The organism is Pseudomonas kitaguniensis, assembly GCF_049199985.1.
Lineage (GTDB): Bacteria > Pseudomonadota > Gammaproteobacteria > Pseudomonadales > Pseudomonadaceae > Aquipseudomonas > Aquipseudomonas kitaguniensis.
The window spans coordinates 47,751-73,934 of the sequence record NZ_JBLZPT010000014.1; the positions used below are offsets into that span (position 1 = coordinate 47,751).

The 26,184-nt window shown below is 60.6% G+C and carries 26 protein-coding genes and 2 pseudogenes; 16 read left to right on the top strand and 12 right to left on the bottom strand.

Features of this window, described 5'->3' with window-relative positions; translation table 11 throughout:
• The first annotated feature begins 11 nt into the window (after positions 1–11).
• From eat to ACOZK9_RS17785, 7 genes are all read left to right on the top strand, one after another.
• Positions 12–1,445 (top strand): ethanolamine permease, encoded by a 1,434-nt coding sequence (gene eat, locus ACOZK9_RS17755; RefSeq protein ID WP_122251526.1) that lies wholly within the window; start codon positions 12–14, stop codon positions 1,443–1,445.
• Positions 1,446–1,510: 65 nt separating this feature from the next.
• Entirely contained in the window at positions 1,511–2,905 is a 1,395-nt protein-coding gene (locus ACOZK9_RS17760; protein ID WP_152749558.1) for an ethanolamine ammonia-lyase subunit EutB, read from the top strand.
• Positions 2,902–3,738, top strand: a complete 837-nt coding sequence (gene eutC, locus ACOZK9_RS17765; protein ID WP_421556280.1) for an ethanolamine ammonia-lyase subunit EutC — start codon at positions 2,902–2,904, stop codon at positions 3,736–3,738. The genes ACOZK9_RS17760 and eutC overlap by 4 nt, the downstream gene beginning before the upstream one ends.
• 293 nt (positions 3,739–4,031) lie before the next feature.
• Entirely contained in the window at positions 4,032–4,688 is a 657-nt protein-coding gene (locus tag ACOZK9_RS17770) for a DedA family protein (protein WP_058412872.1), read from the top strand.
• Positions 4,689–4,694: 6 nt separating this feature from the next.
• A complete protein-coding gene (locus ACOZK9_RS17775; protein ID WP_421556281.1) occupies positions 4,695–5,525 on the top strand; it encodes a M90 family metallopeptidase in 831 nt (276 codons plus the stop codon).
• A gap of 93 nt (positions 5,526–5,618) precedes the next feature.
• Positions 5,619–6,146: an inorganic diphosphatase gene (gene ppa / locus ACOZK9_RS17780; RefSeq protein ID WP_058412870.1), complete on the top strand. Its 528-nt coding sequence runs from the start codon at positions 5,619–5,621 to the stop codon at positions 6,144–6,146.
• Between the two features lie 211 nt (positions 6,147–6,357).
• A complete protein-coding gene (locus ACOZK9_RS17785; protein ID WP_421556282.1) occupies positions 6,358–7,128 on the top strand; it encodes a LexA family transcriptional regulator in 771 nt (256 codons plus the stop codon).
• Between the two features lie 273 nt (positions 7,129–7,401).
• Here ACOZK9_RS17785 and ACOZK9_RS17790 read toward each other — a convergent pair whose 3' ends face one another.
• Both ACOZK9_RS17790 and ACOZK9_RS17795 read right to left on the bottom strand, forming a co-directional pair.
• Positions 7,402–8,364 (bottom strand): virulence RhuM family protein, encoded by a 963-nt coding sequence (locus ACOZK9_RS17790; RefSeq protein WP_341869106.1) that lies wholly within the window; start codon positions 8,362–8,364, stop codon positions 7,402–7,404.
• A gap of 496 nt (positions 8,365–8,860) precedes the next feature.
• Positions 8,861–9,086, bottom strand: a pseudogene (locus ACOZK9_RS17795) (hypothetical protein).
• A 423-nt stretch (positions 9,087–9,509) separates the two neighbouring features.
• Here ACOZK9_RS17795 and ACOZK9_RS17800 point away from each other — a divergent pair.
• The 6 genes and pseudogenes from ACOZK9_RS17800 (at position 9,510) to ACOZK9_RS17825 (ending at position 16,085) form a co-directional block, all read left to right on the top strand.
• Positions 9,510–9,674, top strand: coding sequence for a hypothetical protein (locus tag ACOZK9_RS17800; RefSeq protein ID WP_421556283.1), 165 nt, complete (start codon positions 9,510–9,512; stop codon positions 9,672–9,674).
• A 79-nt stretch (positions 9,675–9,753) separates the two neighbouring features.
• Positions 9,754–10,894, top strand: a pseudogene (locus ACOZK9_RS17805) (Fic family protein).
• Between the two features lie 77 nt (positions 10,895–10,971).
• Positions 10,972–11,214 (top strand): exodeoxyribonuclease VII small subunit, encoded by a 243-nt coding sequence (locus tag ACOZK9_RS17810; RefSeq protein ID WP_003176346.1) that lies wholly within the window; start codon positions 10,972–10,974, stop codon positions 11,212–11,214.
• Positions 11,211–12,098, top strand: a complete 888-nt coding sequence (ispA, locus tag ACOZK9_RS17815) for a (2E,6E)-farnesyl diphosphate synthase (RefSeq protein ID WP_058412865.1) — start codon at positions 11,211–11,213, stop codon at positions 12,096–12,098. Before ACOZK9_RS17810 ends, ispA begins: the two co-directional genes overlap by 4 nt.
• A 110-nt stretch (positions 12,099–12,208) precedes the next feature.
• Positions 12,209–14,104, top strand: coding sequence for a 1-deoxy-D-xylulose-5-phosphate synthase (dxs, locus tag ACOZK9_RS17820; protein WP_421556284.1), 1,896 nt, complete (start codon positions 12,209–12,211; stop codon positions 14,102–14,104).
• Positions 14,105–14,183: 79 nt separating this feature from the next.
• Entirely contained in the window at positions 14,184–16,085 is a 1,902-nt protein-coding gene (locus ACOZK9_RS17825) for a TonB-dependent receptor domain-containing protein (RefSeq protein WP_421556285.1), read from the top strand.
• 134 nt (positions 16,086–16,219) lie between these two features.
• Here the strand turns inward: ACOZK9_RS17825 and ACOZK9_RS17830 are convergent, their stop codons facing one another.
• The 10 genes from ACOZK9_RS17830 to nrdR all read right to left on the bottom strand — a co-directional run bounded on the left by ACOZK9_RS17830 (position 16,220) and on the right by nrdR (position 23,632).
• Positions 16,220–17,020: a cobalamin-binding protein gene (locus ACOZK9_RS17830; RefSeq protein ID WP_421556286.1), complete on the bottom strand. Its 801-nt coding sequence runs from the start codon at positions 17,018–17,020 to the stop codon at positions 16,220–16,222.
• A complete protein-coding gene (locus ACOZK9_RS17835) occupies positions 17,017–17,436 on the bottom strand; it encodes a nuclear FMR1 interacting 1 family protein (protein WP_122251518.1) in 420 nt (139 codons plus the stop codon). The genes ACOZK9_RS17830 and ACOZK9_RS17835 overlap by 4 nt, the downstream gene beginning before the upstream one ends.
• Positions 17,433–18,050 carry a GTP cyclohydrolase II gene (gene ribA / locus ACOZK9_RS17840; protein ID WP_058412860.1) on the bottom strand — a complete coding sequence of 206 codons (618 nt, stop codon included), beginning with the start codon at positions 18,048–18,050 and terminating at the stop codon, positions 17,433–17,435. Before ribA ends, ACOZK9_RS17835 begins: the two co-directional genes overlap by 4 nt.
• Positions 18,051–18,170: 120 nt before the next feature.
• The gene (thiL, locus tag ACOZK9_RS17845; protein WP_152749571.1) at positions 18,171–19,136 is read right to left on the bottom strand and encodes a thiamine-phosphate kinase; all 966 of its coding nucleotides are present in this window, start codon (positions 19,134–19,136) and stop codon (positions 18,171–18,173) included.
• An 18-nt stretch (positions 19,137–19,154) separates the two neighbouring features.
• The gene (gene nusB / locus ACOZK9_RS17850) at positions 19,155–19,655 is read right to left on the bottom strand and encodes a transcription antitermination factor NusB (RefSeq protein ID WP_099235103.1); all 501 of its coding nucleotides are present in this window, start codon (positions 19,653–19,655) and stop codon (positions 19,155–19,157) included.
• Positions 19,652–20,128: a 6,7-dimethyl-8-ribityllumazine synthase gene (ribH, locus tag ACOZK9_RS17855; RefSeq protein ID WP_058412857.1), complete on the bottom strand. Its 477-nt coding sequence runs from the start codon at positions 20,126–20,128 to the stop codon at positions 19,652–19,654. The genes nusB and ribH overlap by 4 nt, the downstream gene beginning before the upstream one ends.
• 88 nt (positions 20,129–20,216) lie before the next feature.
• On the bottom strand, positions 20,217–21,308 hold the full coding sequence (ribBA, locus tag ACOZK9_RS17860; protein ID WP_058412856.1) for a bifunctional 3,4-dihydroxy-2-butanone-4-phosphate synthase/GTP cyclohydrolase II: 1,092 nt from the start codon (positions 21,306–21,308) through the stop codon (positions 20,217–20,219).
• A gap of 16 nt (positions 21,309–21,324) precedes the next feature.
• A complete protein-coding gene (locus ACOZK9_RS17865; RefSeq protein WP_122251516.1) occupies positions 21,325–21,987 on the bottom strand; it encodes a riboflavin synthase in 663 nt (220 codons plus the stop codon).
• A gap of 47 nt (positions 21,988–22,034) precedes the next feature.
• Positions 22,035–23,165: a bifunctional diaminohydroxyphosphoribosylaminopyrimidine deaminase/5-amino-6-(5-phosphoribosylamino)uracil reductase RibD gene (gene ribD, locus ACOZK9_RS17870; RefSeq protein WP_058412854.1), complete on the bottom strand. Its 1,131-nt coding sequence runs from the start codon at positions 23,163–23,165 to the stop codon at positions 22,035–22,037.
• Positions 23,162–23,632 (bottom strand): transcriptional regulator NrdR, encoded by a 471-nt coding sequence (gene nrdR / locus ACOZK9_RS17875; protein WP_058412903.1) that lies wholly within the window; start codon positions 23,630–23,632, stop codon positions 23,162–23,164. The genes ribD and nrdR overlap by 4 nt, the downstream gene beginning before the upstream one ends.
• Before the next feature lie 139 nt (positions 23,633–23,771).
• Between nrdR and ACOZK9_RS17880 the strand changes: the two genes are divergently transcribed.
• From ACOZK9_RS17880 to ACOZK9_RS17890, 3 genes are all read left to right on the top strand, one after another.
• On the top strand, positions 23,772–24,227 hold the full coding sequence (locus tag ACOZK9_RS17880) for a YbaY family lipoprotein (protein ID WP_421556287.1): 456 nt from the start codon (positions 23,772–23,774) through the stop codon (positions 24,225–24,227).
• Complete coding sequence (locus tag ACOZK9_RS17885; RefSeq protein ID WP_058412852.1) at positions 24,224–24,877, top strand: class I SAM-dependent methyltransferase; 654 nt, start codon at positions 24,224–24,226, stop codon at positions 24,875–24,877. The genes ACOZK9_RS17880 and ACOZK9_RS17885 overlap by 4 nt, the downstream gene beginning before the upstream one ends.
• A 176-nt stretch (positions 24,878–25,053) precedes the next feature.
• Complete coding sequence (locus tag ACOZK9_RS17890; protein WP_241678180.1) at positions 25,054–26,142, top strand: Abi family protein; 1,089 nt, start codon at positions 25,054–25,056, stop codon at positions 26,140–26,142.
• The last annotated feature ends 42 nt before the right edge of the window (positions 26,143–26,184 follow it).

The following is a 26,184-nucleotide window of genomic DNA, read 5'->3' on the forward strand; positions in this document are numbered from 1 at the left end:
GGTACTTTCCCATGCCTAGCGAACCCACTGGCTCTTCCGTCGACTTCGAAAAAGTCGACACCGACTACTTCCAACAACGCCAACTGAAAAAAGGTGCCGCCGGCTGGGTGCTGTTGGTCGGCCTCGGCGTTGCTTACGTGATCTCCGGCGACTACGCCGGCTGGAACTTCGGCCTGGCTCAAGGTGGCTGGGGCGGCATGTTCCTCGCCACTTTGCTGATGGCCACCATGTACCTGTGCATGTGTTTTTCGCTGGCCGAACTGTCCTCCATGATCCCCACCGCCGGCGGCGGCTACGGCTTTGCCCGCAGCGCGTTTGGCCCATGGGGCGGGTTCCTTACCGGCACCGCCATTTTGATCGAGTACGCCATCGCCCCCGCGGCTATCGCGGTGTTTATCGGCGCCTACTGCGAGTCGTTATTCGGCATTGGCGGCTGGATGATCTACCTGGCGTTCTACATCCTGTTTATCGGCATCCACATCTTCGGCGTCGGCGAAGCGTTGAAACTGATGTTTGTGATCACCGCCATCGCGGCCATTGCCTTGGGCGTGTTCCTGGTGTCGATGGTGCCGCACTTCAACGTGGCGAACTTGCTGGACGTGCCGGTGACCGACGCCAAGGGCGCCAGCAGCTTCCTGCCCTTCGGCTACGTCGGCGTATGGGCAGCGATTCCCTATGCGATCTGGTTTTTCCTCGCGGTCGAAGGCGTGCCGCTGGCCGCCGAAGAAACCAAAAACCCCAAGCGCGACCTGCCACGCGGCTTGATCGGCGCCATTGTGGTGCTGACCAGTTTCGCCCTGTTGATTCTGGTCATCGCACCCGGCGGCGCCGGCACGTACGCGCTGATCAAATCGGGCAACCCGCTGGTGGAAGCCCTGGCGCTTGCCTACGGCGGCTCCACCTGGATGGGCGGCTTCGTCAACCTGGTGGGCCTTGCCGGGCTGATCGCCAGTTTTTTCTCGATTATCTATGCATATTCGCGGCAGATTTTCGCGTTATCGCGTGCCGGCTACCTGCCGCGCAAACTCTCGCAGACCAACAAAAGCAAGGCGCCGGTGCTGGCGCTGGTGATCCCCGGCATTATCGGTTTTGGCCTGTCGCTGACCGGCCAGGGTGATTTGTTGATTCTGGTGGCGGTGTTTGGCGCGACCATTTCCTACGTGCTGATGATGGCCGCGCACATCACCTTGCGCATCCGCCGCCCCAAAATGGACCGCCCGTACCGCACACCGGGCGGTATTTTCACCTCCGGCGTGGCCTTGGTACTCGCCTGTGTGGCCGTGGTGGCGGGCTTTCTGGTCGATCCACGGGTGGTTATTGGCGCCGCGATCATCTATGGAGTATTAATTGCTTACTTTGCTTTCTACAGCCGGCATCACTTGGTAGCAGGCACGCCGGAAGAAGAATTTGCGGCGATCCAGGCCGCAGAGGCCGCCTTGCACTGATGGGCCGTAAACCTCGACGCGGGCGCTTTACTCACAGCCTGCCCGCGTCGCCAAGGAGACACTGTATGGCAAGCTTTTCTCACGCGGTGGGTGCACAGACCTACCGCTTCGACAGCCTCAAGGACGTGATGGCCAAGGCCAGCCCCGCGCGTTCCGGGGACTTTCTCGCTGGCGTGGCCGCGCAAAACGACGGCGAGCGGGTCGCGGCGCAGATGGCGCTGGCGAATATCCCGTTGAAACACTTCCTGCAAGAAGTGCTGATCCCTTATGAAAGCGACGAAGTCACTCGGCTGATTGTCGACACCCACGATAAACAAGCGTTTGGCGTGGTCAGCCACCTGACCGTCGGCGGCCTGCGCGACTGGCTGCTCAGCGACGCCGCCGACGAACACGCCCTGCGCGCATTGGCGCCCGGGCTGACCCCGGAAATGGCCGCCGCCGTGTCGAAAATCATGCGCGTGCAGGACTTGGTACTGGTCGCGCAGAAGATCCGCGTGGTCACGCGGTTTCGCGGCACCATGGGCCTGCGCGGGCGCCTGTCGACCCGCCTGCAACCCAACCACCCGACGGACGAACCGGCGGGCATCGCCGCGAGCATCCTCGATGGCCTGCTCTACGGCAACGGCGACGCGATGATCGGCATCAACCCGGCCACCGACAGCATCGCCTCGATCTGCGCGATGCTCGAGATGCTCGATGCGATCATCCAGCGCTACGAAATCCCCACCCAAGCCTGCGTGCTGACCCACGTCACCACCTCCATCGAGGCCATCAACCGTGGCGTGCCGCTGGACCTGGTGTTTCAGTCGATTGCCGGCACCGAAGCCGCCAATGCCAGTTTCGGCATCAGCTTGAGCGTGCTGCAGGAAGGTTACGAAGCCGGGTTGAGCCTGAATCGCGGCCCCCTGGGCCAGAACCTGATGTATTTCGAAACCGGCCAGGGCAGCGCCTTGTCGGCCAACGCGCACTTTGGCGTCGACCAGCAAACCTGTGAAACCCGCGCCTATGCCGTGGCGCGGCATTTCAAACCGTTCCTCGTCAACACGGTGGTCGGCTTTATCGGCCCGGAGTACTTGTACAACGGCAAGCAAATCATCCGCGCCGGGCTTGAAGATCACTTCTGCGGCAAGTTGCTCGGCGTGCCGATGGGCTGCGACATCTGCTACACCAACCACGCCGAAGCCGACCAGGACGACATGGACACCCTGCTGACGCTTTTGGGCGTGGCCGGGATCAACTTCATCATGGGCATCCCCGGTTCCGATGACATCATGCTCAACTACCAGACCACCTCGTTTCACGACGCCTTATACGCCCGCCAAACACTGGGTTTAAAACCGGCACCGGAGTTTGAACAGTGGCTGGCGAAAATGGGCATCTTCACGCAAGCCGACGGCAAAGTGCATTTCGGCAACAGCCTGCCACCGGCATTTCGCCACGCCTTGGCGCAACTGGGATGAAGGAGCCGCCCGTGCACGTCGACCTACCCGAAAACCCTTGGCTGCAACTGCGCCGCCTGACGCCTGCGCGCATTGCGCTGGGCCGCACCGGCACGAGCATTCCGACCAGCGCGCAACTGGACTTCCAGTTCGCCCACGCCCAGGCGCGCGACGCGGTGCACTTGCCCTTCGACGCTGCCGGGCTGAGCAGCCAATTGGCCGAACGCAGCCGCGACAGCCTGTTGCTGCACAGCGCCGCGCTCGACCGGCACAGCTACCTGCAACGCCCGGACCTGGGGCGGCGCTTAAGTGATGAATCGGCGCAGCGCCTGCGTGATTACGCTGCCGCCCACCCCGGCGGCGTAGACCTCGCCGTGGTCGTGGCCGATGGCCTGTCGGCGCTGGCGGTGCATAAACATACGCTGGCGTTTCTTACACGCATGGAGGAACAGACCCACGCCGAAGGGTGGTCATTGTCGCCAGTGATTCTGGTAGAACAGGGCCGCGTGGCGGTGGCGGATGAAATCGGCCAGTTGCTGGGCGCCAAAATGGTGGTGATCCTGATCGGCGAACGGCCGGGGCTCAGTTCGCCGGACAGCTTGGGACTGTATTTCACCTACAACCCCAAGGTCGGCCTGACCGACGCCTACCGCAATTGCATCTCCAATGTGCGCCTGGAAGGCTTGAGTTACGGCATGGCGGCGCATCGCCTGCTTTACTTGATGCGGGAGGCATGTCGCCGGCAGTTGTCGGGGGTCAATCTCAAGGACGAGGCGCAGGTTCAGACCCTTGAGTCGGACGATCCTGACCTGATGAAAGGCAACTTCCTACTCAGCCCGCCGGATAACCGATAGCGGCACGCGTGCACTTTATTTCGCATCAGGCAGCGGCCAGTCACAGCCACGTGGGTGGTCAAAGCCTATTTCAGAAGAAGTTGAGGCCTGTTTAGAGCCAAGTAACCTTGAGAGGGCGTACGCCCTTGATTAACGCGACATCCCTCGCTACAAAACCAACACGCTTTTCACCTCGCAATACGTATAATGCGGGCCTTTCAGGGTCGTAAGAAATACGGCATATCCTTGTAGCCTTACTTACCCGAGCTTCCGCACAGGCCTACTGAGTAGGGCCATTCACACAGGTGCCATCCATGGATTTCAACCCGCTCGACCTTATCCTGCATCTCGACGTGTACCTCGACATGCTGGTAACCAACTACGGTCCGTGGATCTACGCCATTCTGTTTCTGGTAATTTTTTGCGAAACCGGCCTGGTGGTCATGCCGTTTCTGCCGGGTGATTCATTGCTGTTTATCGCGGGCGCCATCGCGGCCGGCGGCGGCATGGACCCGGTGTTGCTCGGTGGCCTGTTGATGCTGGCGGCGATCCTCGGCGACAGCACCAATTACGTGATTGGGCGAACGGCCGGAGAGCGCTTGTTCAGCAACCCGAACTCGAAGATCTTCCGCCGCGACTACCTGCAAAAAACCCACGATTTCTACGACAAGCACGGCGGCAAAACCGTGACGCTGGCGCGCTTCCTGCCGATCCTGCGAACCTTTGCACCGTTCGTTGCCGGTATCGCCAGAATGCCTTACCCGCGCTTCTTCGGTTTCAGCGTGCTCGGCACCATCCTCTGGGTCGGCGGGCTGGTGACCTTGGGTTACTTCTTCGGCAACGTGCCGTTTATCAAGAAAAACCTCTCGCTGCTGGTCGTGTTCATCATTCTGCTGTCGCTGGTGCCGATGATCATCGGCGTGTTCCGCAGCCGCTTTGGCCGCACGTCTTCCGAAGCCAAGTCGCAGTAACCCGCGATGTGGTCCCTCAGCGCCTGGCGTCGCCGGCGCCTGCTGGCCAAACACCCGATTGCCGATGACACCTGGCAACGGGTGCGGCACCACCTGAGCTTTCTTGACGGCATCAGCGCCGAGCAAGACCAGTGGTTACGCGAAGCCTGTGTGATGTTTCTTGCCGAAAAGCACCTCACCGCCCTGCCCGGCGTCGACCTGCATCAGGAACAACGCCTGCTGCTCGCCGCCCAGGCGCAACTGCCGCTGATGCACCTCGGCGACCTCGACTGGTATCAGGGTTTTCACGAAATCGTGCTGTACCCCGACGACTTCGTGAGCCCGCAACGCCACCGCGACGCCAGCGGCGTCGAACACGAGTGGGACGGCGAACACAGCGGCGAAGCCTGGCAGCAAGGCCCGGTGATTCTTGCCTGGCCCGGCGTACTCGCCAGCGGCAATTGGGAAGGCTACAACCTGGTCATCCACGAGTTGGCGCACAAGCTCGACATGCTCAACGGCGACGCCAACGGCTTGCCGCCGCTGCATCAAGACATGCGCGTGCAGGAATGGGCCAGCGTGATGCAAAGCGCGTTTGATGACCTCAATCGCCAACTGGACACCAACCCTGACGTGGAGACCGAGATCGACCCCTACGCCGCCGAAAACCCGGCGGAGTTCTTTGCGGTCACCAGTGAATATTTTTTCAGTGCCCCGGATTTACTGGCCAGCACTTATCCACAGGTGTATGCGCAGCTGAGCCGCTTTTATCGCCAGGACCCCTTGGCCCGCCTGACCCAACTGCAGGCCAGCGACGCGCGGTATCAGACGGAACGCCACGCGCCCTACGACGTCTGACGCATGGCATCGGCGTCAGAATATGCCTATAATCGCCGCCACTTTTAGGCCAATCCGGCCATGCTTCATGGCCAACTACGGGGGCAACGCCCAATGAGCTACAGCAAGATTCCGGCTGGCAAAGACCTGCCGAACGACATCTACGTCGCCATCGAAATTCCGGCCAACCACGCGCCGATCAAATACGAAATCGACAAAGACAGCGACTGCCTGTTCGTTGACCGTTTCATGGCCACCCCGATGTTCTACCCGGCCAACTACGGTTTCATCCCTAACACCCTGGCTGACGACGGTGACCCCCTCGACGTGCTGGTTGTAACCCCTTACCCGGTTACCCCAGGCTCGGTTATCCGCGCGCGCCCAGTCGGCATCCTGCACATGACCGACGACGGCGGCGGCGATGCCAAAGTTATCGCGGTGCCCCACGACAAGTTGTCCCAACTGTACGTGGACGTGAAGGAATACACCGACCTGCCGCCACTGTTGCTGGAACAGATCAAACACTTCTTCGAGAACTATAAAGACCTCGAAAAAGGCAAATGGGTGAAGATCGAAGGCTGGGGCGACGCAGACGCAGCCCGCGCCGAGATCATGAAGTCGGTCGCTGCCTACAAAGGCTAATACCCGCTCCCATTGCTCCGGCAATCAAAAAAGCCCCGGTTATCCGGGGCTTTTTTGTGGGAAAAATAAACACCAAGTTCAATGGCTAACACACAGCGTTGAACTAACTAAATATACAGAAATATCAGACTACAACTACGTGAATCCCTACACATGTAATTCAACGCATGGTTTATTTGATGTGTTCCCCCCGTCAGTAAACTCTGCGTTTATGAATACATCAGGTGATCGACTAAAAGCACTACTGCGGGAAGTTCATCTTTCCGCCTCCGACTTCGCCAAGAACCGTAACGTCACGCCGCAACACGTGAACAACTGGTTCAAACGCGGCGTGCCCATGGGCCGACTCAACGAGATCGCAGACTTGCTCTGCGTCTCCAGCCGATGGCTACGCACCGGCGAAGGTCCCAAACATCCACCGGCGCACTTCCTGCTGGCCGGCCCGGACACAACAAAAGGGCTCCCGACCCGCGAAGAAAGCGGCAAGTACCTCACAGGCCATATCTGCATGCCGGAAAAAATCGACGTGGAGATCCCCCTCCACCCCACATTCACCTCAACCGAGCGCATCCGCGTCTCCGTGCACACCCTACAAACGCTAAACGTAAACCCCGACCGCGCACTAGGCGCCTACATGGTCGACAACAGCATGATCGACATCATCCAACAAGGCGCCACTCTCGCCATCGACCGCGGCCGCAGCCAAATCATCGACGGCGAAATCTACGCCGTCGAACACGACGGCATGCTGCGCATCAAATACCTCTACAACCGCCCCGGCGGAGGCCTGCGCATGCGCAGCCACAACGCCGGCGAACACCCGGACGAATACCTGACCTACGAACAACGCTTCGAACAGAACTTCTTGATCGTGGGCTGGGTGTTCTGGTGGTCCACCCTGAATAACCGCAGGCCGGTGCCGCTGGATGAACAACTGCTGGGCTGGGAAGGCTCTAACTCGGACCCGGAGGTGGGCAATTGAGGTGAACATGGGTATCATGCGTCGCACATTTGGCAGGGGTTGGCTGTGCGCCACTCACCCTGCCCGGCGACGCGGAACAGTTTCTGCTGATGCCCTGACTATTCAGCCAGACGCAATGTTGGCTGAGCGATTTGAAGGCTGGTGAGGTTTGTCAAAAACAAGCTGAAGCAGTCCCCGAGAAGCCGGCCACAAGCCGGCTTTTTAATGCCTGATTAGAAAGTACTCGGCCTACAGCTTGCATGCCGAAATGGAATGCTTGTTTTTTTCAAATGCTCAGTCATGCTTACGCGTTTTGCCCGATAGCTGATGAGCACGCTGGCTCAAGTCGGCAAGGCGCTTGTCCGCACCCGCAGCATCTGCATATTGGCGCTGTTGGTGAAAGTTTTCGTACTGCGACTCGGCGTATTGTTTGGCCATGTCGTGGGAGATCTTGCCTGCATTGTTGAGAATATCGCGGTCGTTCAAAGTCAGGAACCCATCAAGTTTTTTTACCCAGTCGACCATGGACATGGGAATACGACGCATAGCCTGGCCTTCAGCAAACACCAGATATTGCTCGACAAGATTGTTCAGAGCGCTTAATTCGTCTGTGGTCAGGTAGTTCTTGGCGTTGACAATATCCTGTTTGCGTACCTTGGCGCCGCGCCAGTTGGTCAGGCCCATATGCGGTTTGCTGCTGTCGGCACGGTGATGAATTAGCTCCGCAGCAGTTTGCCCAGTGATCGCCCAGTGCACTTTATTTTGCACGGTTTTGAAGAAGCCGATGCTGGCGTCTTGCGTTGGGTCGTAGTCCACGCTGGTGGCGTAGATGTCGGTGATTTTCTGGTAGAAGCGCTTTTCGCTGGTGCGAATATCCTGAATGCGCCGCGTCAGCTCTTCGAAGTAGTCGAAAGGCTGGTCAGGATTTTTCAGGCGCTCGTCATCAAGCACAAACCCTTTGACGATATATTCACGAAGCTGCCGTGTAGCCCATTGCCGGAAGCGGGTTGCCGTATGGCTCTGTACGCGATACCCAACGGAAATGATTGCGTCCAGGTTGTAGTGCTTGAGGCTGCGCTTTACCTGCCGTGTGCCTTCTTGGCGAACTACTAAGAAATCCTTAGTGGTTGCATTTTGATCAAGCTCGCCCTCGCTGAAGATATTCTTCAGGTGCATCAGCACATTCTCTGGCGTGGTGCTGAACAGCTCCGCCATCAGCGCCTGAGTCAGCCATACAGACTCGTCGACAAACCGCACATCCAACCGCGTTTGCCCGTCTTCGCTCTGGTAGATGATGAACTGCGACGTGTTGCTGTGGACGTTATCCGTACTCATAGCTCAACTTTTTCCTCGATCAGCAGGTCTTCCAGCTCGTGTTCGTTGCCTTTGAGAAGGCTGGTGCGGGTTCGTCCTTTACTCGAAAGCATCTTGAGCAGCTCTTCGGGTAACCTGCGCCGCCGGCAGGCTGGAGCTGGGGCAAGTGTACTTCAATTGCCTCAGAGCCAAGCTCGGGCGCTCGGTCAATCTGTACCTTATTAAATGTTTTATGACGCGATGAAAGTGGCGCATGACCGCCTCAAGCGTGCGGGGCTTTCAAGCTGCCCGAGCGGGGTTACTCGAAGCTAACGGATGCAGGCGCCATACGCACGGCACTGGAAAGCGATTGCGTTGACGACGAGTCATTAGTGTTTTGGCCTTTGGTCAGCGCCTTGCTGACCAAAGGGTTATTACCTGGTGCAAAATCGTGGCGTTATTACTTTAGCTGCAAACACTCCACCGCCCGATCCGCCACCAGCTTCGCCATCGCCACCAAGTGCATCACCGCCTTATGCGGCGCCCCCCAGCGGTTCGCCGAGCGCTTGCGACGTCGTCACCGCACATTGCAGCAACTCAGCCACGCGCAGCCAGGCATCTTCGAAGCTCAGCTCTTCATTGACGGTAAAGGGGTGGGTCGCGGTATCCGAAACAACGTTATTCATAGCAAAACTCCTAGCAGTAAATGAATACCACCGTTCTTTCGCGACTAAACGAGTAGAGGTGGCGGCTGTACGCAGGTTAGTCGACCGGCCGCTAGGCTCCGGCGCACCCGAAGGTGCCCTGCGCACAGCCACCATAAAGTTCAGGTGAGGAAACACCTGGCTTAGGGATGGCGCGTGCGCCTAGCGGAGTCCGGGCGACTAAACCCGATCACTGAAAGACAGTGACGGACCGCAGCCTAGTCGCAGGAATTTGCTGGCGCAAGCGGCCGGGATTCTCTAGGAAACGTCCTGCAAATGAAAGGGATCGGTACTGCTGGCCTTTGAAAATCACACCAGAGTCCATTCTGAATTTTCCAACCGCTCATGCAGCCGCCTTTTGCTACGGCATTCTCCGACGCCTTGCCGTTTGCCGAGCCGTCACGAATGCCCGCCGCTTCCCGCATCACCTTTATCGAACATGAGCTGGATGGCTTTCATCAGAGCCTGGTGGGGTATCGCCAGCAGATGGGCGCCTGGTATTCGCGGCCGCTAGTAAAAAACATTCATCGCCTGGACATCTTGAAAAATCATCACTCGAGTAGACGATGAGCCGAATAAACCCCACAATCGGCTCACTAAATGAGCCGAATAAATCCCTTATTCGGCTCACACGCCCAGGCCTACCTCCATGGTTGATCCGCGCTGGATCTGGCAACACACCGATTGGCCCCATTTTTACTGGCAACCCGCACGCCTGGCTGCCTTGTTGCGTGAGTGCGGGCAAGCGCAAGGCAAGCTGCTGGGCATGCTCGGCTCCGTCAGCGGGCCTGTCAGTGCGAAGAATGAACTGGATGCGTTGCTGCAAAATGTCCTGGCTTCTTCGGCAATCGAAGATGAGCAGTTGAATGTCGGCTCGGTGCGTTCCTCTCTGGCGCGGCGCTTGGGTTTGGAGGCGATGGAAGACGGCAAGGTGAGCCCGCGTAGCGAGGGCCTCGCCGAACTGATGATGGATGCCACCGAGCAATACACCGAGCCGTTTACCCTCGCCCGTTTATTGAATTGGCACCACTGGCTATTCCCGGTTCCAGAGGCAGGCTTTGCTGCGCGAGCGCTGAATGTGGGGGCGTTGCGGGGCGATGAGCCGATGCAGGTGGTCTCGGGGCGACTTGACAAGCCGACCCTGCATTTTGAAGCGCCGCCGCGCGCCGGGGCTGGATCTGGCGCTGGATGACTTTCTCGAATGGTTCAAAACCAGCCGCGATCAGCCAGAGCTGGACCCGCTGGTGCGCGCCGGCGTCGCGCATTTCTGGTTTGTCACGCTGCATCCGTTCGATGACGGTAATGGCCGCCTGACGCGCGCGATCACGGATTTGGCACTGGCTCAGGGCGAGCATCAGGCCATCCGCTTTTATGCGATGTCGGCAAGCATTCTGGAAGACCGCGCCGGTTATTACCACGCGCTGGAGTCCGCCCAAAGGGCCACGCTGGATATCACCGAGTGGCTGCAATGGTTCCTCAAAACCCTGTTGCGCAGCGTGCAGCAGGCCATGGCGCGGATTGATCGGGTGTTGGACAAGAGCCGGTTCTGGCAGCGCTACGCGGACCTTGCGTTATCTGCCGAGCAGATAAAGGTGCTCAATCGCCTGCTCGACGGCGGCGAGAAGGGCTTTGAGCACGGTATCAGCGCCGCGCAGTATCAGGCGGTGGCGAAGGTGTCCAAAGCGACGGCAACCCGGCACCTGGCCGATTTACTGGAAAAAAACTGCCTGGTTCGATTGCCCGGCGGGGGCCGCAGTACGCGCTATCAAATCAACGGCGAGGCCGACTGAACCACCCCCGCTCATTTGCCCCAATTCCGCATGTCTGCTAGTGTCGCGCCGGTTTACCGTCTACCGGAATAGCCGCCATGGCCCGCAAAAAAGTTGCACTCGATTTCGAACAATCTCTCGCCGACCTGCAAACCCTGGTCGAGCGTTTGGAGAACGGCGAGTTGTCGCTGGAGGACTCGCTGACGGCGTTTGAGCAAGGTATCGGCCTGACCCGTGACTGCCAGAGCGCGCTGGCGCAGGCGGAGCAGAAGGTGCAGGTGCTGCTGGAGCGGGATGGGGAGTTGGCCGAAGAACCTTTCGACGCGGAACAGCCTGAATGATCGACGCGTATCAGGCCAGCAGCCAAGCCCGTGTGAATGCGGCGCTCGAACCCTTGTTTGTTGCGCCAAGCCCGCAAATGCAGCGCCTTTATGACGCCATGCGCTACAGCGTGATGAATGGTGGCAAACGCGTGCGCCCGTTGCTGGCGTATGCGGCGTGTGAAGCCTTGGGCGCGCCTGCCGAGCAGGCGAATGGCGCGGCGTGTGCGGTGGAGCTGATTCACGCTTACTCCTTGGTGCATGACGATTTGCCAGCGATGGACGATGACGATTTACGTCGTGGCCAACCCACCACACATAAAGCCTTTGATGAGGCGTATGCGATTCTGGCCGGTGATGGCTTGCAAAGCCTGGCGTTCAGCGCGTTGCTGGACCCGCGCTTGAGCCGCGTCACGGCCGAGGTCAGCTTGCGTATGGTGACGACGCTGGCCTTGGCGGCTGGCCCTGCCGGTATGGTCGGCGGGCAAGCGATCGATATGGGCTCGGTCAGCCTCAAGCTCGACCAAAAAGCGCTTGAACATATGCATCGCCACAAGACCGGCGCGCTGATTGAGGCCGCCGTGCAACTGGGTGCCCTGGCCAGTGGCCGCGCGGAACCTGCGCAATTGGCGGCCTTGCACACCTATGCCCAGGCGGTCGGTCTGGCGTTTCAGGTGCAGGACGACATTCTCGACGTAGAAAGTGACACCGCCACCCTCGGCAAACGCCAGGGTGCGGATATCGCACGGGACAAACCGACGTATCCTGCGCTACTCGGGCTGGACGCGGCCAAAGTGTATGCCGTGCAACTGCGCGATCAAGCCTTGCAGGCCCTGCGACCTTTCGACGCTGCGGCCGAGCCACTGCGCGACTTGGCGCGGTATATCGTCGAACGCCGCCACTGATAACGGCGCGCATTGCGGCCGCATATCGGCCAAGTTCCGCGCTCTGCGTGGGCAGTTTGCACCGCTTGAGGTAAACTGCCGCCTCTTCTATACCTATAACGATTCGCCTGATGCCCACGACGTTTCAAGAGATTCCCCGCAAGCGCCCGTCCACGCCACTGCTCGACCGTGCTGCCACGCCGGACGGCCTGCGCAGACTGGGTGAAGCCGAGCTGGAAACCCTGGCCGATGAGTTGCGCCTGGAATTGCTCTACACGGTCGGTCAGACCGGTGGGCATTTTGGCGCAGGACTGGGCGTGATCGAGCTGACCATCGCCCTGCATTACGTGTTCGACACCCCGGACGACCGGCTGGTGTGGGACGTGGGCCACCAGGCGTATCCGCATAAAATCCTTACCGGCCGTCGCGAGCGCATGGCCAGCCTGCGCCAGAAGGAAGGCCTGGCCGCGTTCCCGCGGCGCGTCGAAAGCGAGTACGACACCTTTGGCGTCGGCCACTCCAGCACCTCTATCAGTGCGGCGCTGGGCATGGCAATTGCCGCCCGCCTGCAAGGCAGCGAGCGCAAGGCGATTGCGGTGATTGGTGACGGCGCGCTGACCGCCGGCATGGCCTTCGAGGCGCTGAACCACGCGCCAGAAGTCGACGCCAACATGTTGGTGATCCTTAACGACAACGACATGTCGATTTCGCGCAATGTCGGTGGCCTTTCGAATTATCTTGCAAAAATTCTTTCCAGCCGCACCTACGCCAGCATGCGCGAAGGCAGCAAGAAGGTGCTTTCGCGTCTGCCCGGCGCGTGGGAAATTGCCCGGCGTACCGAAGAATACGCCAAGGGCATGTTGGTACCCGGCACCTTGTTCGAAGAACTCGGCTGGAACTACATCGGCCCAATCGACGGCCATGACCTGCCGACGCTGATCGCCACGCTGCGCAACATGCGTGACCTCAAAGGCCCGCAGTTCCTGCATATCGTTACCAAAAAAGGCAAAGGCTTCGCCCCGGCGGAAGTCGACCCGATTGGTTACCACGCAATCACCAAGCTTGAACCACTGGATGCTCCCGCCGCGCCGAAAAAGGCCAGCGGGCCCAAGTATTCCGGTGTGTTTGGCGAATGGCTGTGTGACATGGCCGCTGCCGACCCGCGCCTGGTGGGCATTACCCCGGCGATGAAGGAAGGCTCCGACCTGGTGGCGTTCAGCGAGCGCTTCCCGCTGCGCTATTTCGATGTGGCAATTGCCGAGCAGCACGCGGTGACGTTCGCCGCCGGCATGGCCTGCGAAGGCGCCAAGCCGGTGGTGGCAATCTATTCCACGTTCCTGCAACGCGGTTACGACCAGCTTGTGCACGACGTAGCGGTGCAGAACCTCGACGTATTGTTCGCCATCGACCGCGCCGGCTTGGTCGGTGAAGACGGCCCGACTCACGCGGGTAGTTTTGATTTGTCGTACCTGCGCTGCATCCCCGGCATGCTGGTGATGACGCCGAGCGACGAAAACGAACTGCGCAAAATGCTCAGCACCGGCTATCTGTACAACGGCCCCGCCGCCGTGCGTTACCCGCGCGGTAATGGGCCGAATGCGTTGATCGACGAAGGCCTGGAGCCGATCGAGATTGGCAAAGGCATTCTGCGTCGCCAAGGCAGCAAAACCGCGTTCCTGGTGTTCGGCGTGCAATTGGCCGAAGCCTTGAAAGTCGCCGAGAGGATTGACGCCACCGTGGTCGACATGCGCTTCGTCAAACCGCTGGACGAAGCCCTTGTCCGCGAAATCGCCGGCAGCCACGAACTGTTGGTGACCGTCGAAGAGAACGCCATCATGGGCGGCGCCGGTGCGGCGGTCAGTGAGTTCCTGGCGCGGGAGAATATCCTCAAGTCGGTGCTGCACCTGGGCTTGCCGGACAGGTACGTCGAACACGCCAAGCCAGCGCAGATGCTTGCCGAATGCGGGCTGGACGAGGCCGGCATCGAGGCTTCGGTGCGCGCGCGCATGGCATTGCAAGGCCTGTAGAAACCGCCACTCACTGTGGGAGGGGCAAGCCCTCTCCCACCGTTGATGGGTGGCCTTTTCAAAACGCTACGGACAGCCCATGAATCGCCTTCGCTACGCCCTGCCGCTGCTGTTGCTCCCCGCTACCGACCTGCTCGCCGAGGCCTTCGAACGCGACAACGCCCTGAAACTGCCCGACGTGGTCATCAGCGCCAACCGTCAGGTGCAGGCACGCAACGACAGCAGCGCGGCCAACAGCGTGTTCACCCGCGATGACATCGACCGCCTGCAACCGACCAGCGTGACCGACCTGCTCAGCCGCGTGCCCGGCGTGCAAGTGGCGCCTAGCGGCGGGCGCGGCAGTTTGCCGGGCATCTTCATCCGTGGCACCAAAGCCGCGCAAAGCCTGGTGCTGGTGGATGGCCAGCGCATCGCCAACACCACTTCCGGTGACAGCGGGCTGCACTACCTGAACGTCGACCAAATTGAGCGCGTCGAAGTGCTGCGCGGCTCACGCTCGGTGATCTACGGCAGTGATGCGATCGGCGGTGTGATCCAGATATTCACCCGCCGCAATGCCGAAAAAGGCCTGCAGCCGCGCTTGAAAGTAGGGTTTGGCAGCCACCAGACGTGGGAACGCAGCCTTGGCCTCTCCGGTGGCGATGAGCACACGCGTTTCAACCTGGGGGCGAGCCTGGATGACACCGCCGGTATTAATTCAACGCACGCCTCGTTCCCCAGCGATGGCGACCATGATGCCTACCGCAATCAATCGATCAGCCTGAACCTCAGCCATTCCTTCAGCGATGAACTGGAAGCGGGGTTCAACCTGTTGGATAACCGCGGCAAGTCGGAGTACGACAACAGCTTCGGCCGCTACGACGCCGCCACCGGCCAAAGCGTCGGGCAAAAACCTTACACCGACTACACCGTGAGCAGCGCCAGCGGCTATGTCGACGCCACGTTCAATCAGCGCTGGCAGTCGCGACTGGAGTTGGGCCACAGTGAAAACCGCGACACCAAGCGCGACACGCTCAGTGATGATTTCAGCGTATTCAACACCTACCGCGACTCGCTCAACTGGCAGAACGACCTGACGCTGGATGATCAGAACAGCCTGATACTCGGCGGTGACAGGTACGAAGATCGCTTCCACGGCTCCACCCCGTTCACCGAAAACAGCCGCTGGAACCGCGCAGCCTTTGTACAGCACCGCTTTCACAGCGAATGGTTCTCTACGGAGCTGGGCCTGCGGCGTGATCAGAATCAACAGTTCGGCAGCCAAAATAGCTGGAGCGGCATCCTCACCGTCCCCGTTAACTCCGACAATGACCTGTTGCTGAGCTACAGCGAGGGCTTTCGCGCGCCGACCTTCAACGACCTTTATTACCCTGACACGAATTACAGCAACCCGAACCTGCAGCCGGAAACCTCAAAGAGTTACGAGCTGCAATGGCGCAGTCAGTTGAGTGACCGCACGCGCCTGGAAGCTTCGCTGTACCGCACTGATTTAAGCAACGCGATCATCCTCGACAGCACCAGCAAACCGCAAAACGTGGCGTCGGCACGCATCAACGGCTTTGAAGCCGCGCTCAAGCAGGAGCTGTTCGGCTGGCAGGGTAACGTGGGCGTTGCATTCATCGACCCGCGCGACCGCGATACCGGCCACACCCTGGCCCGTCGTGCGCGCCGCACGTTGAACGTGGATCTGGACCGGCAATTCGACACGTTCGGTGTGGGGGCAAGCTGGCAGGCGATCAGCCGCAGCTATGACGCTGAAGACAATCGCAATCGCCTGGGCGGTTATGCCTTGCTGGGGTTGCGCAGCAGTTGGGCGTTGAATCGCGACGTGGTGCTGTCGGCCAAGGTCGATAACGTGCTGGATAAAACTTACGCCCGGGCGATGTACAACTATCAAGACCCGAACTTCCAGAACAATCAACATTACCGGGAAGAAGGTCGGGTCTGGATGTTTGGGCTGACCTGGACGCCGCCGCTGTAACCCAGCCGCCGCGCTGCTTGTCAGTGTTTGCGGTCGACCCGCGCATTGGACGCGAGGCTGCCTGCGGCCAACACTTTGCTGCAGGTTGAGTAGCCCCAGGCATTGGCCGCGTGCGCCTTAAAATACAATTGATATTAGCGCTGCGTATCCATCGCCTGACAGAGCTTGGCCACCGCCTCGACCATCTGCGCGCTCGGCCGCTCCAGCCCTTTGTCCGGCACTCGGTACAAGCGGTTTTCGGCAACCGCCGTTAGCTGCGGCCAGGCCTTCCAGGCGTCGAGTTGCGCCTGGTCGGCGGCCAGAATCACCTGCGGATTGCGCTGCAACACCGACTCGATACTGACCTGCGGCGCAGGCAGCTTGAGGTCGTCGAATACGTTGCGCGCCCCGCACACCGCCAGCGCATCGCTGATGATCTGCCCGCCGCCCACGGTGTACAACGGCGGGCTCCAGACTTGGTAAAACACGCGCAACGGCTCGGCACGCTGATAGCGCTGGCGCAATTGGGCCAAGCGTTGGCGCACGTGCGTGGCTAATTGGCGACCGACCTCATCGCGGCCCAATTGCTCGGCAATGGCCTGGATTTGCGTGGCGAGTTGCTCAAGGTTATGCGGCTCGGCCACATAAACCGGGATATTCAGGCGCTGCAGTTGCTCGCGCTGGGCGGGGCCGACGCTGCCGGGCCAGAGCAGAATCAGGTCGGGCTTAAGACTGAGCAGGCGCTCCATATTCAACTGCCCGTAATGCCCCACTGACGGCACCGCGGCCAAGGCTGCCGGCCGATCGCCGCCGTCGAGCAGGCCCACCAGCACGTCGGTAGCGCCCAGTTCGACCACGATTTCAGACAACGATGGCGCCAGGCTGACGACACGCTGGGCCGCTAAGGCCTGTGCACCGAATGCCAGCAGCATGAGCGCCAGCCAATAGCGTTTCATCCCAGTTGACGGGGGATGCGATAGAGGTAAAACAGCACCAGGGTCGACAGTGCCAGCAGAAACAGCGGCACCGCCTCAAGGCCGGCGAACACTGCCAGCGCACCGATCCAGGCCGGTATGGCGGCAACCAACAGCGCCGTGCGCCGACGCGCCGCGAGGGTCAACCAGGCAGCCGGTTCTTCGGGCGTATCGAGGGCTTTGGAAGTGGCGATCAGTGCGTGTTTATAGCCATGAAAATAACGCAGGCTCAGAAACATCGAGGCCACACCGGCGATGAACAACGGTATGGCCAGCACGGGAAGCAGGGATTGCGCGTGGCCAAACACCAGGTTGATCACAAACAACGGCAGCAACGCCAGCGCCAGATATTGCCACCAGTTGAAGGACAGCCGCCGTTTGACCTGGCCACGGGTCACGCGCGGTCGACCTCGCCCTGATGCTCGTTGCCCATCATGTGGTCGAGCTTGCTGGCTTTGGTCGCCAGGTAGAGTTTGTTGTGTGGGTTTTGCCCGGTGTGCAACGGCACGCGCTCGGCCACGGTGATGCCCATCTCGGTCAAGGCTTTGACCTTGCGCGGGTTGTTGGTCATCAAACGCAGGGACTTCACGCCCAAATGCTCAAGCATCGGCAGGCAAATCGCGTAGTCACGCTGGTCAGCGGCAAAGCCCAGACGCTCGTTGGCTTCCACGGTGTCGGCGCCGCCGTCTTGCAGCTCATAGGCGCGAATCTTGTTCATCAGGCCAATGCCACGGCCTTCCTGACGCAAGTACAGCAACACGCCACGCCCTTCACGGGCAATGGCTTGCATGGCGGCTTCAAGTTGCGAACCACAGTCGCAGCGCTGGCTGAACAGCGCGTCACCCGTCAGGCACTCGGAGTGCACGCGGCCAAGCACCGGCGCACCGTCGGCGATCTCACCGAGGCTGAGCACGACGTGCTCTCGCCCAGTGGCTTCTTCGAGAAAGCCGTTCATGGTGAATGTGGCAAAAGGGGTAGGCAGCTTGGAAGCGGCGACGAAAACGACGGGCACCGTGTGCTCCTGATTTCAGATTTCACAGAGGCGTGCATTGTAACAGCAGGTTATAACCGACGCTTAAGCTGAATTATCGCTGATAAAGATCAATCGGTTCGATTGGCCTTTAGGTGGGTTCTATGTAGGTGCACGAAAATGCTGATAGCCATGCACAGCAGGTGTGATGTCTCGCCCGTCGGCATCCAGCAGCGTGACACCCTGCCCGGCCGCCACCCGACCGATCACGTGGATCGACCATCCGCCAGCCAGCAACGGCGCCAGCTCGGCAGGTGGCAGCGTGAACGCCAGCACGTAGTCGTCGCCGCCGCTCAACGCGGCTATACGCGCCTCGTCATCGCCGACAAACGCCAGCAAGGCCTCGGATAACGGCAGTTGCTCACGCTCAATTAACAGGCTCACCGCCGACGCCTTGGCGATGTGCCCGCAATCGGCCAACAGCCCGTCCGAAATGTCCATGGCCGCCGTCGCCTTGCCCCGCAGCGCCAGGCCGAGCGCCAACTGCGGTTGCGGCGACCAGTAATGCGCGAGCAGCGGTTCAGCGATCAAGGCGTCAGCCGTCCGTTGCCCGAGCACCAATGGCAAAGCGCCAGCGGCGTTGCCCAGCTCACCGCCCACGCACAATAAGTCGCCCGGGCGCGCACCGCTGCGCGTTAACGCCTGCCCGGCGGGCACACGGCCGAACACGCTTAGCGTCAGGCTCAGCGGCCCACGCGTGGTGTCGCCGCCCACCAGGCCGACGCCGCAGTTTTGCGCCATGGCGTTCAAGCCTTGGGCATAGCGTTGCAACCAATCGGCATCGACCGTCGGGGTGGTGAGGGCAAGGGTAAACGCAAGAGGATGGGCGCCCATGGCGGCCAGGTCGCTCACTGCCACGGCCAGCGAGCGCTGGCCGAGCAGGAACGGGTCACACGGGTCGGCAAAGTGCACGCCGGCCACTAACGTATCGGTAGAGATTGCCAGTTGCTCCCCAGCGGGCAGCGACAGCAAGGCGCAGTCGTCGCCGATCCCCAAGGCAATACCTTCACCGCCTTGCGCACAGGGCGCGGCGGCGAAGTAGGTGCGGATCAGCTCAAACTCACCCATTCAGGACTCAAGCGCGGTTTAGCGCTTGTGTTCCTTCACTTCGGCTTCACGCAAGCGCGGGGCCATTTTGTCGAGCACGCCGTTGACGAACTTGTGGCCGTCGGTCGAACCGTAGACTTTCGCCAGCTCGATACCTTCGTTGATCACCACGCGGTACGGCACGTCGACGCGCTTGAGCAGTTCCCACGTGGACAGGCGCAATACCGCCAGTTCCACCGGGTCGAGCTCTTCGATGGTCAGGTCCAGGCAAGGCGCGAGCGCAGCGTCGATCTCGGTCAGGTTGGCCGGCACACCGTGCAGGATGTCGTGGAAGTAACTTTGATCGGCAAAGGTGAAATCGTTATCGACGCGAAATTGCGCTTCGATTTCGTTCAACGAGGTGCCCGCCATGTGGCGCTGGTACAGCGCTTGGGTAGCAAGCTGACGCGCAGCGCGGCGCTTTTCGCTTTTCGAGGGCTTGCCGGCGTCGGCCGGGCGCTCATCGCGTGGGTTGAAACGATCGCTCTCGTCGGAAATCACTTGGCCTCCAACTGCGACAGCAGGCTGACCATTTCGAGGGCGGACAGGGCAGCTTCAGCGCCCTTGTTACCGGCTTTGGTGCCGGAACGCTCGATGGCTTGCTCGATGGAGTCTACGGTCAGCACGCCGAAAGCAACCGGCACGCCGAACTCCATGGACACTTGGGCCAAGCCCTTGGTGCATTCGCCAGCCACGTATTCGAAGTGCGGAGTGCCGCCACGAATGACCGCGCCCAAGGCGATAATCGCCGCGTATTCACCCTGTTGAGCAACTTTTTGCGCAACCAGTGGAATTTCGAAGGCGCCAGGCGCACGGATGAGGGTGATGTCGCTTTCGCTCACACCATGGCGAACCAGGGCGTCCACAGCACCGCTTACCAGGCTTTCAACCACGAAGCTGTTGAAGCGGCCAACCACCAGGGCGTAGCGGCCTTGGGGAGCGATGAAGGTACCTTCGATGGTCTTCAGGGTCATTCGACAAATCTCTTAAAGAGCCGGGACGCGAAAAGTGCGTCCCTCAGTGATGATTTAACCGCGAACAAGGGGCAAAAATCGCCGGCCTTTATTCGGAGGGCACGTATTCTACAACTTCCAGATCGAAACCGGATATGGCATTAAATTTCATCGGTGCGCTCATCAGGCGCATTTTGCGCACGCCTAGGTCGCGAAGGATCTGCGAACCGGCACCGACGATGCTGTAGGTGGTCGGCGTTTTGATCTGCGCGTGCTCGGCGGTTTCACGAATATGCGCGAGCAGTACGTCGCCATCCACCGGGTTGCCCAACAACAACACGACACCGCTGCCAGCCTCAGACACCGCAGCCATGGCGGCGCGCAGGCTCCAGCGGCCCGGTTGCTTGACCATCAGCAGGTCGCGCAGCGGGTCCATGTTGTGCACCCGCACCAGCGTAGGCTCCTCGGCGCTGATCGTGCCCAGGGTCAACGCCATGTGCACGTCGCCTTCGACTGAATCACGGTAGGTCACCAAGTTGAAGTGGCCCAGTTCGCTGTCCAGCGGCTGCTCGGCAATCCGCTGAACGGTACGCTCGTGGATCATGCGGTAGTGAATCAAGTCGGCAATGGTGCCGATCTTGAGGTTGTGCTCGGCGGCAAACGTTTCAAGTTCGGCGCGACGGGCCATGGTGCCGTCGTCATTCATCACTTCGCAAATCACCCCGCTCGGCTCGAAACCGGCCATGCGCGCCAGGTCGCACGCCGCTTCGGTGTGGCCGGCGCGCGCGAGCGTGCCGCCCGGTTGAGCCATCAGCGGGAAGATGTGGCCAGGGCTGACGATGTCTTCGGCCTTGGCGTCTTTCGCGGCGGCGGCTTGCACAGTACGCGCGCGGTCTGCGGCGGAAATGCCGGTGGTGACGCCGGTGGTCGCTTCAATCGATACGGTGAACTTGGTGCCAAAACCCGACCCGTTGCGCGGCGCCATCAACGGCAGCTTGAGCAATTCGCAGCGTTCACGGCTCATGGGCATGCAGATCAGCCCTCGGGCGTGCTTGGCCATGAAGTTGATGTGCTCAGGCAGGCACGCTTCGGCGGCCATGATGATGTCGCCTTCGTTTTCGCGGTCTTCGTCATCCATCAGGATGACCATCTTGCCTTGGCGGATGTCTTCAACCAGTTCTTCGATGCTATTGAGCGCCACGAGGCACCCCCTTGGGTCAGGATTTCAGGTAGCCATTAGCGGCCAGAAAACTTTCAGTGATGTTCCCCGATGCAGGCTCTGCGGCCTTATCGCCCATCAGCAGGCGCTCCAGGTAACGGGCAAGCAAGTCGACTTCCAGGTTTACCCGGCGACCTGGCTGGTAAGACGCCATGATGGTTTCGCTGAGGGTGTGGGGAATGATGGTCAGTTCAAATTCGGCGCCATTCACGGCGTTTACGGTCAGGCTGGTGCCGTCGACGGTAATCGAGCCTTTATGGGCGATGTACTTGGCCAGCTCTTTGGGCGCGCGGATGCGAAACTCCACGGCACGCGCGTTTTCGCTGCGCGCCACCACTTCGCCGACGCCGTCGACATGGCCGCTGACCAGGTGGCCGCCGAGGCGGGTGGTCGGGGTCAGGGCTTTTTCCAGGTTGACCGGGCTGCCAGCCGCAAGGTCGCTCATCGCGGTGCAGTCGAGGGTTTCGCGGCTGACGTCGGCGGCAAAGCCGTTGCCAGGCAGCTCAATAACGGTCAGGCACACGCCGCTGACGGCAATGCTGTCGCCCAGTTTGACATCGCCCAGGTCGAGCTTGCCGGTTTCAACCAGCAGGCGAATGTCGCCGCCTTTAGGGGTCATTGCACGGATGCTGCCGATGGATTCGATAATGCCGGTGAACATGGAGTCCTCCTGGAAAACACAGCGGGCACTTGAGCGCCCGGTCAGAATTATACGCGCGCCAAGGGGATTGCAGTGATTCGCCAATCGTCGCCTACAGCGCGCATCTCAGTGATCTTGAGTTGGGGGGCGTCGCCGAGCTTCTCAAGCGGCCAGTCGAGCAACGGCCGCGCGGCGGAGCCCAAGAACTTGCCGGCGACGAATATCACGTACTCGTCGACCAGGCCCTGCTGGGCAAACGCGCCGGCGAGGCTCGGGCCAGCTTCCACCAACACTTCGTTGACGCCACGCGCGGCCAGGGCGACCAGCGCCGAGCGCAGGTCGACCTGGCCCTCCACGCCCGGCACCACCAGGCACTCGGGGCCACGCGGGAATTGGTTTTCCGGGGTCACGCAGGTGATCACCAGTGCCGGCCCAGCCTTGAAGAACGGCGCGTTGAGCGGCACGCGCAAGCGGCCATCGATCAGCACGCGCAACGGCGGGCGCGACATGGCCAGGGCGGTGGTGGCGTCGTCCAGCCCGAGTTCGGCGGCGCGCACGGTCAGGCGCGCGCCGTCAGCCAACACCGTATCGGCCCCGGTCAACACCACACTGGCTTCGGCGCGCAGGCGCTGCACGGCGGCGCGGGCGGCAGGGCCGGTGATCCACTGGCTTTCGCCACTGGCCATGGCGGTGCGGCCGTCCAGGCTCATCGCCAGCTTGACCCGCACATACGGCAGGCCGTGTTCCATGCGTTTGAGAAACCCCGGGTTCAGCGCGCGCGCCTGGCTTTCGAGTACGCCGCTGCGTGTTTCGATACCGGCTTGCGCCAGGCGCTGCATGCCGCGACCGGCCACTTCGGGGTTCGGGTCCTGCATACCGGCCACTACCCGCGCAACACCGGCACTCACCAAGGCATCGGCGCACGGCGGCGTATGCCCATGGTGGCTGCACGGTTCCAGCGTCACGTAGACCGTAGCGCCCCGCGCCTTGGCCCCGGCGGCGCGCAGAGCGTTAGGCTCTGCGTGCGGTTCGCCGGTGCGCTGATGCCAGCCTTCGCCGACAATCTGCCCATCACGCACTATCACGCAGCCAACCCGTGGGTTGGGGTGGGTGGTGTACAAGCCATTGCGCGCCAATTCGAGGGCGCGAGCCATGTAATGGGCGTCGAGGACAGTTTGCTCAGCAGACGGTGAATTCATTCTTTGATCGGCTCACGGGCCAGGCGGTCGATCTCTTCGCGGAACTCATTGAGGTCCTGGAAGCGTCGATACACCGAGGCGAAACGGATATAGGCGACTTCGTCGAGCTTTTGCAGCTCGCCCATCACCAGCTCTCCAACCACCAGGCTCTTGACCTCGCGCTCGCCGGTCGCGCGCAGCTTGTGCTTGATATGCACCAGCGCCGCTTCCAGCCGCTCGATACTCACCGGGCGTTTTTGCAGGGCGCGCTGCATACCGGCGCGCAGTTTGTCTTCGTCGAAAGGCTGGCGGCTGCCGTCGGACTTGATCAGACGTGGCAACACCAGTTCGGCGGTTTCGAAGGTGGTGAAACGCTCACCGCAGCCAGAGGCCAGGCATTCGCGCCGGCGACGTACCTGATCGCCCTCGGCGACCAGACGTGAGTCAATGACCTTGGTGTCGTTGGCACCGCAGAAGGGACAGTGCATGGTGGCAGGCAACAAAAAAAAGGAGGGCCATGGTAGCGCATCCCTGTGGCAAGACAAGCCATAGCCTTTACGGTATATAGGCAGGCTTATATGTTTATTAATGTTCACACCACGGATTTTGTCCTTTCTGGAGCCGTACATGCAGTTACGACCACTTGTTTTGCTCACCGTGTTCAGTTTTTTGGTCGCCTGCAGCAGCGAAACCCCAAAACCTGCCGCCCCGCAACCGACACCTGCCCAAGAGAAAAAAGTCCCGGGCATTGAAGACCTCGGCCCTTTGCCTGCGTACCAGCGAGAAATCAACGGCACCCTCAACGGCGTACCGGCCAACGCCGAAGTCGAACTGGCGCTGCTGGTGATCGACGAGCGCAACCGCCCGCAACAACTGCTCGCCAGCAGCGTGCTGACCGGCAACGGCAAGCCACTCGCCTTTCGCCTGCGCTTTAACCCGGAAGCCTTCCCGGCCGGTGCGCGAGTGGAATTGCGCGGCCGCGCCAGCCAGTCCGGGCAACTGATCCTGCACCTGCCTGCCGTGCACATCACCCAAGCGATCACGCAGACCACCGGCCCGCTGCAACTCGTCAAAGCACCATGACGCCACCGCTGGGCCTGCAACACGCGCTCAGCGAACTGATCGGCGACGCGCAACTGGTGCCCTGCGCATTGCCGGGCACCGAGCTGCGCTTATGGCTATTGGATGCGGGCAATATGCAGCGCGCGTTCAGCCCCGACGAAACCCGGCGCATCCTGCACGAGCCGCCCTACTGGAGCTTTTGCTGGGCCAGCGGCTTGGCCCTGGCGCGCTACTTGGCGGCCAACCCTGAGTGGGTCGCCGGCAAGCGCGTACTGGATTTTGGCGCAGGCTCCGGTGTGGCGGCGATTGCCGCGGTTAAAGCCGGCGCGCTCGAAGTGGTGGCCTGCGACCTCGACCCGCTGGCGTTAGCGGCCTGCCGCGCGAATGCCCAACTCAACGCTGTTGAGCTGGGGTATTCAGCGGACTTTTTCGCCGAAGCCGACCGTTTCGACCTGATCCTGGTGGCCGACGTGCTTTACGACCGCGCCAACCTGCCGTTGCTCGACCACTTCCTCAGCCGTGGCCGCGAAACGCTGGTGGCGGATTCACGCGTGAGGGACTTCCAGCACCCGGCTTATCAGCGCCTGGAGATTCTTGATGGCTTGACGTTGCCAGACCTGGCCGAGCCTTGGGAGTTTCGCAAGGTGAGCCTGTACCATTCGCGGCGTTGAGCCTTCGCGTTACATATTTCCAGCAATAGATTGGCTAAGACAGGGAAAGGCCGGGCAGGGAGAATGCCCTTCTTTCGTAGGTGGCTTGGACAATCGACCCGTATGCCTTTCCACTCAAGCTCACACATAAACGGCCCAGTAAAGGCCTTGCAAATAACCAGGCACCTGCCTAACCTTTGCCGCAATACACCCGCCATGCCTCTGGTTGCGTCAGTAGCCAAGCACAAATTGTGCGGGTTTTTTATGCCCGGTACTTTTTGCGCATGAGGTCATTCAGCAAACCGGCCATAGACGTTCCTGCGCAGTTGGAACTGCTCAAGCGGCGCGGGCTGACTATTCACGATGAGCCTCGCGCTGAGCTTTTTCTGCAATCCGTCAGTTTCTTTCGACTCAGCCCTTATATGCGGCCTTTCCAACAGCCGGACGATATAGACCATCACTTTCATGCCGGTAGCCAGTTTCGTCAGTTGGCCCGCCTCTATGACTTTGATCGAAGGCTGCGCTTACTGACCATGGATGCCATCGAGCGAGTCGAAATAGCGTCACGCTCAGTCATCAGCAACCATATGGGGCCTGCTCACGGCAGTCACTGGTATATCAACCCCCGGATGTTTAATTCAAACTTTGATCATCAGCGCTTGCTGACAGCGCTGGCCAATAAACAAGCCACTGCGACACGTGACTACCAACGCGATTGCGAGCGCATCGACAGATCGCAGGCCAGCGATGACAGAAAAGATCTTCTTAAGCACCAAAGGGCAAAAGAAAGCTACGCTCGCCACTACCCAGTGACCTACGCCCACCCGCCACTGATGCCTGGCTGGGCGATGCTGGAAGAGCTGACGCTGGGAGACCTCTCGCACGTGTATAAAGGCTTGGCCAGAGATGCCGACAAGAAGGCTATTGCCAGGCGTTTGATACTGCCGGCACCACTGATGCAGTCCTGGCTACACACACTGACCACTGTTCGAAATATTTGCGCTCACCATTCGCGCATGTGGAACCGGGAACTGGGTATTCGTCCCGAACTGCCGAAGAAAGCCAGCTTTCTGTGGCCAGTACATCTGTTGCAACCAGGGCCACATAGCCGAATGTTTTCGGCACTGAGCATTCTGAATCATCTGATGTATCAGGTGAGCCCGCACACCCGATGGGGTAGCAGTTTGTATCAACTGATCAGCGAGTTCCCCGACGTCAGCCTGAAGGCCATGGGGTTTCCACCCGCCTGGTATCAAGATCCTTTTTGGCACGCGCCTCGCACCTGAGCACCCTGCTGCTTTCGGTCAACCTCGCCAGCCCTTATAGTT

What these genes read in the sequence shown, in the direction of transcription:
- eat (WP_122251526.1), top strand. Translation starts at nt 12, where the DNA reads ATGCCTAGCGAACCCACTGGCTCTTCCGTCGACTTCGAAAAAGTCGAC.
- ACOZK9_RS17760 (WP_152749558.1), top strand. Translation starts at nt 1,511, where the DNA reads ATGGCAAGCTTTTCTCACGCGGTGGGTGCACAGACCTACCGCTTCGAC.
- eutC (WP_421556280.1), top strand. Translation starts at nt 2,902, where the DNA reads ATGAAGGAGCCGCCCGTGCACGTCGACCTACCCGAAAACCCTTGGCTG.
- ACOZK9_RS17770 (WP_058412872.1), top strand. Translation starts at nt 4,032, where the DNA reads ATGGATTTCAACCCGCTCGACCTTATCCTGCATCTCGACGTGTACCTC.
- ACOZK9_RS17775 (WP_421556281.1), top strand. Translation starts at nt 4,695, where the DNA reads ATGTGGTCCCTCAGCGCCTGGCGTCGCCGGCGCCTGCTGGCCAAACAC.
- ppa (WP_058412870.1), top strand. Translation starts at nt 5,619, where the DNA reads ATGAGCTACAGCAAGATTCCGGCTGGCAAAGACCTGCCGAACGACATC.
- ACOZK9_RS17785 (WP_421556282.1), top strand. Translation starts at nt 6,358, where the DNA reads ATGAATACATCAGGTGATCGACTAAAAGCACTACTGCGGGAAGTTCAT.
- ACOZK9_RS17800 (WP_421556283.1), top strand. Translation starts at nt 9,510, where the DNA reads ATGCCCGCCGCTTCCCGCATCACCTTTATCGAACATGAGCTGGATGGC.
- ACOZK9_RS17810 (WP_003176346.1), top strand. Translation starts at nt 10,972, where the DNA reads ATGGCCCGCAAAAAAGTTGCACTCGATTTCGAACAATCTCTCGCCGAC.
- ispA (WP_058412865.1), top strand. Translation starts at nt 11,211, where the DNA reads ATGATCGACGCGTATCAGGCCAGCAGCCAAGCCCGTGTGAATGCGGCG.
- dxs (WP_421556284.1), top strand. Translation starts at nt 12,209, where the DNA reads ATGCCCACGACGTTTCAAGAGATTCCCCGCAAGCGCCCGTCCACGCCA.
- ACOZK9_RS17825 (WP_421556285.1), top strand. Translation starts at nt 14,184, where the DNA reads ATGAATCGCCTTCGCTACGCCCTGCCGCTGCTGTTGCTCCCCGCTACC.
- ACOZK9_RS17830 (WP_421556286.1), bottom strand. Translation starts at nt 17,020, where the DNA reads ATGAAACGCTATTGGCTGGCGCTCATGCTGCTGGCATTCGGTGCACAG.
- thiL (WP_152749571.1), bottom strand. Translation starts at nt 19,136, where the DNA reads ATGGGTGAGTTTGAGCTGATCCGCACCTACTTCGCCGCCGCGCCCTGT.
- ribH (WP_058412857.1), bottom strand. Translation starts at nt 20,128, where the DNA reads ATGACCCTGAAGACCATCGAAGGTACCTTCATCGCTCCCCAAGGCCGC.
- ACOZK9_RS17865 (WP_122251516.1), bottom strand. Translation starts at nt 21,987, where the DNA reads ATGTTCACCGGCATTATCGAATCCATCGGCAGCATCCGTGCAATGACC.
- ribD (WP_058412854.1), bottom strand. Translation starts at nt 23,165, where the DNA reads ATGAATTCACCGTCTGCTGAGCAAACTGTCCTCGACGCCCATTACATG.
- nrdR (WP_058412903.1), bottom strand. Translation starts at nt 23,632, where the DNA reads ATGCACTGTCCCTTCTGCGGTGCCAACGACACCAAGGTCATTGACTCA.
- ACOZK9_RS17880 (WP_421556287.1), top strand. Translation starts at nt 23,772, where the DNA reads ATGCAGTTACGACCACTTGTTTTGCTCACCGTGTTCAGTTTTTTGGTC.
- ACOZK9_RS17885 (WP_058412852.1), top strand. Translation starts at nt 24,224, where the DNA reads ATGACGCCACCGCTGGGCCTGCAACACGCGCTCAGCGAACTGATCGGC.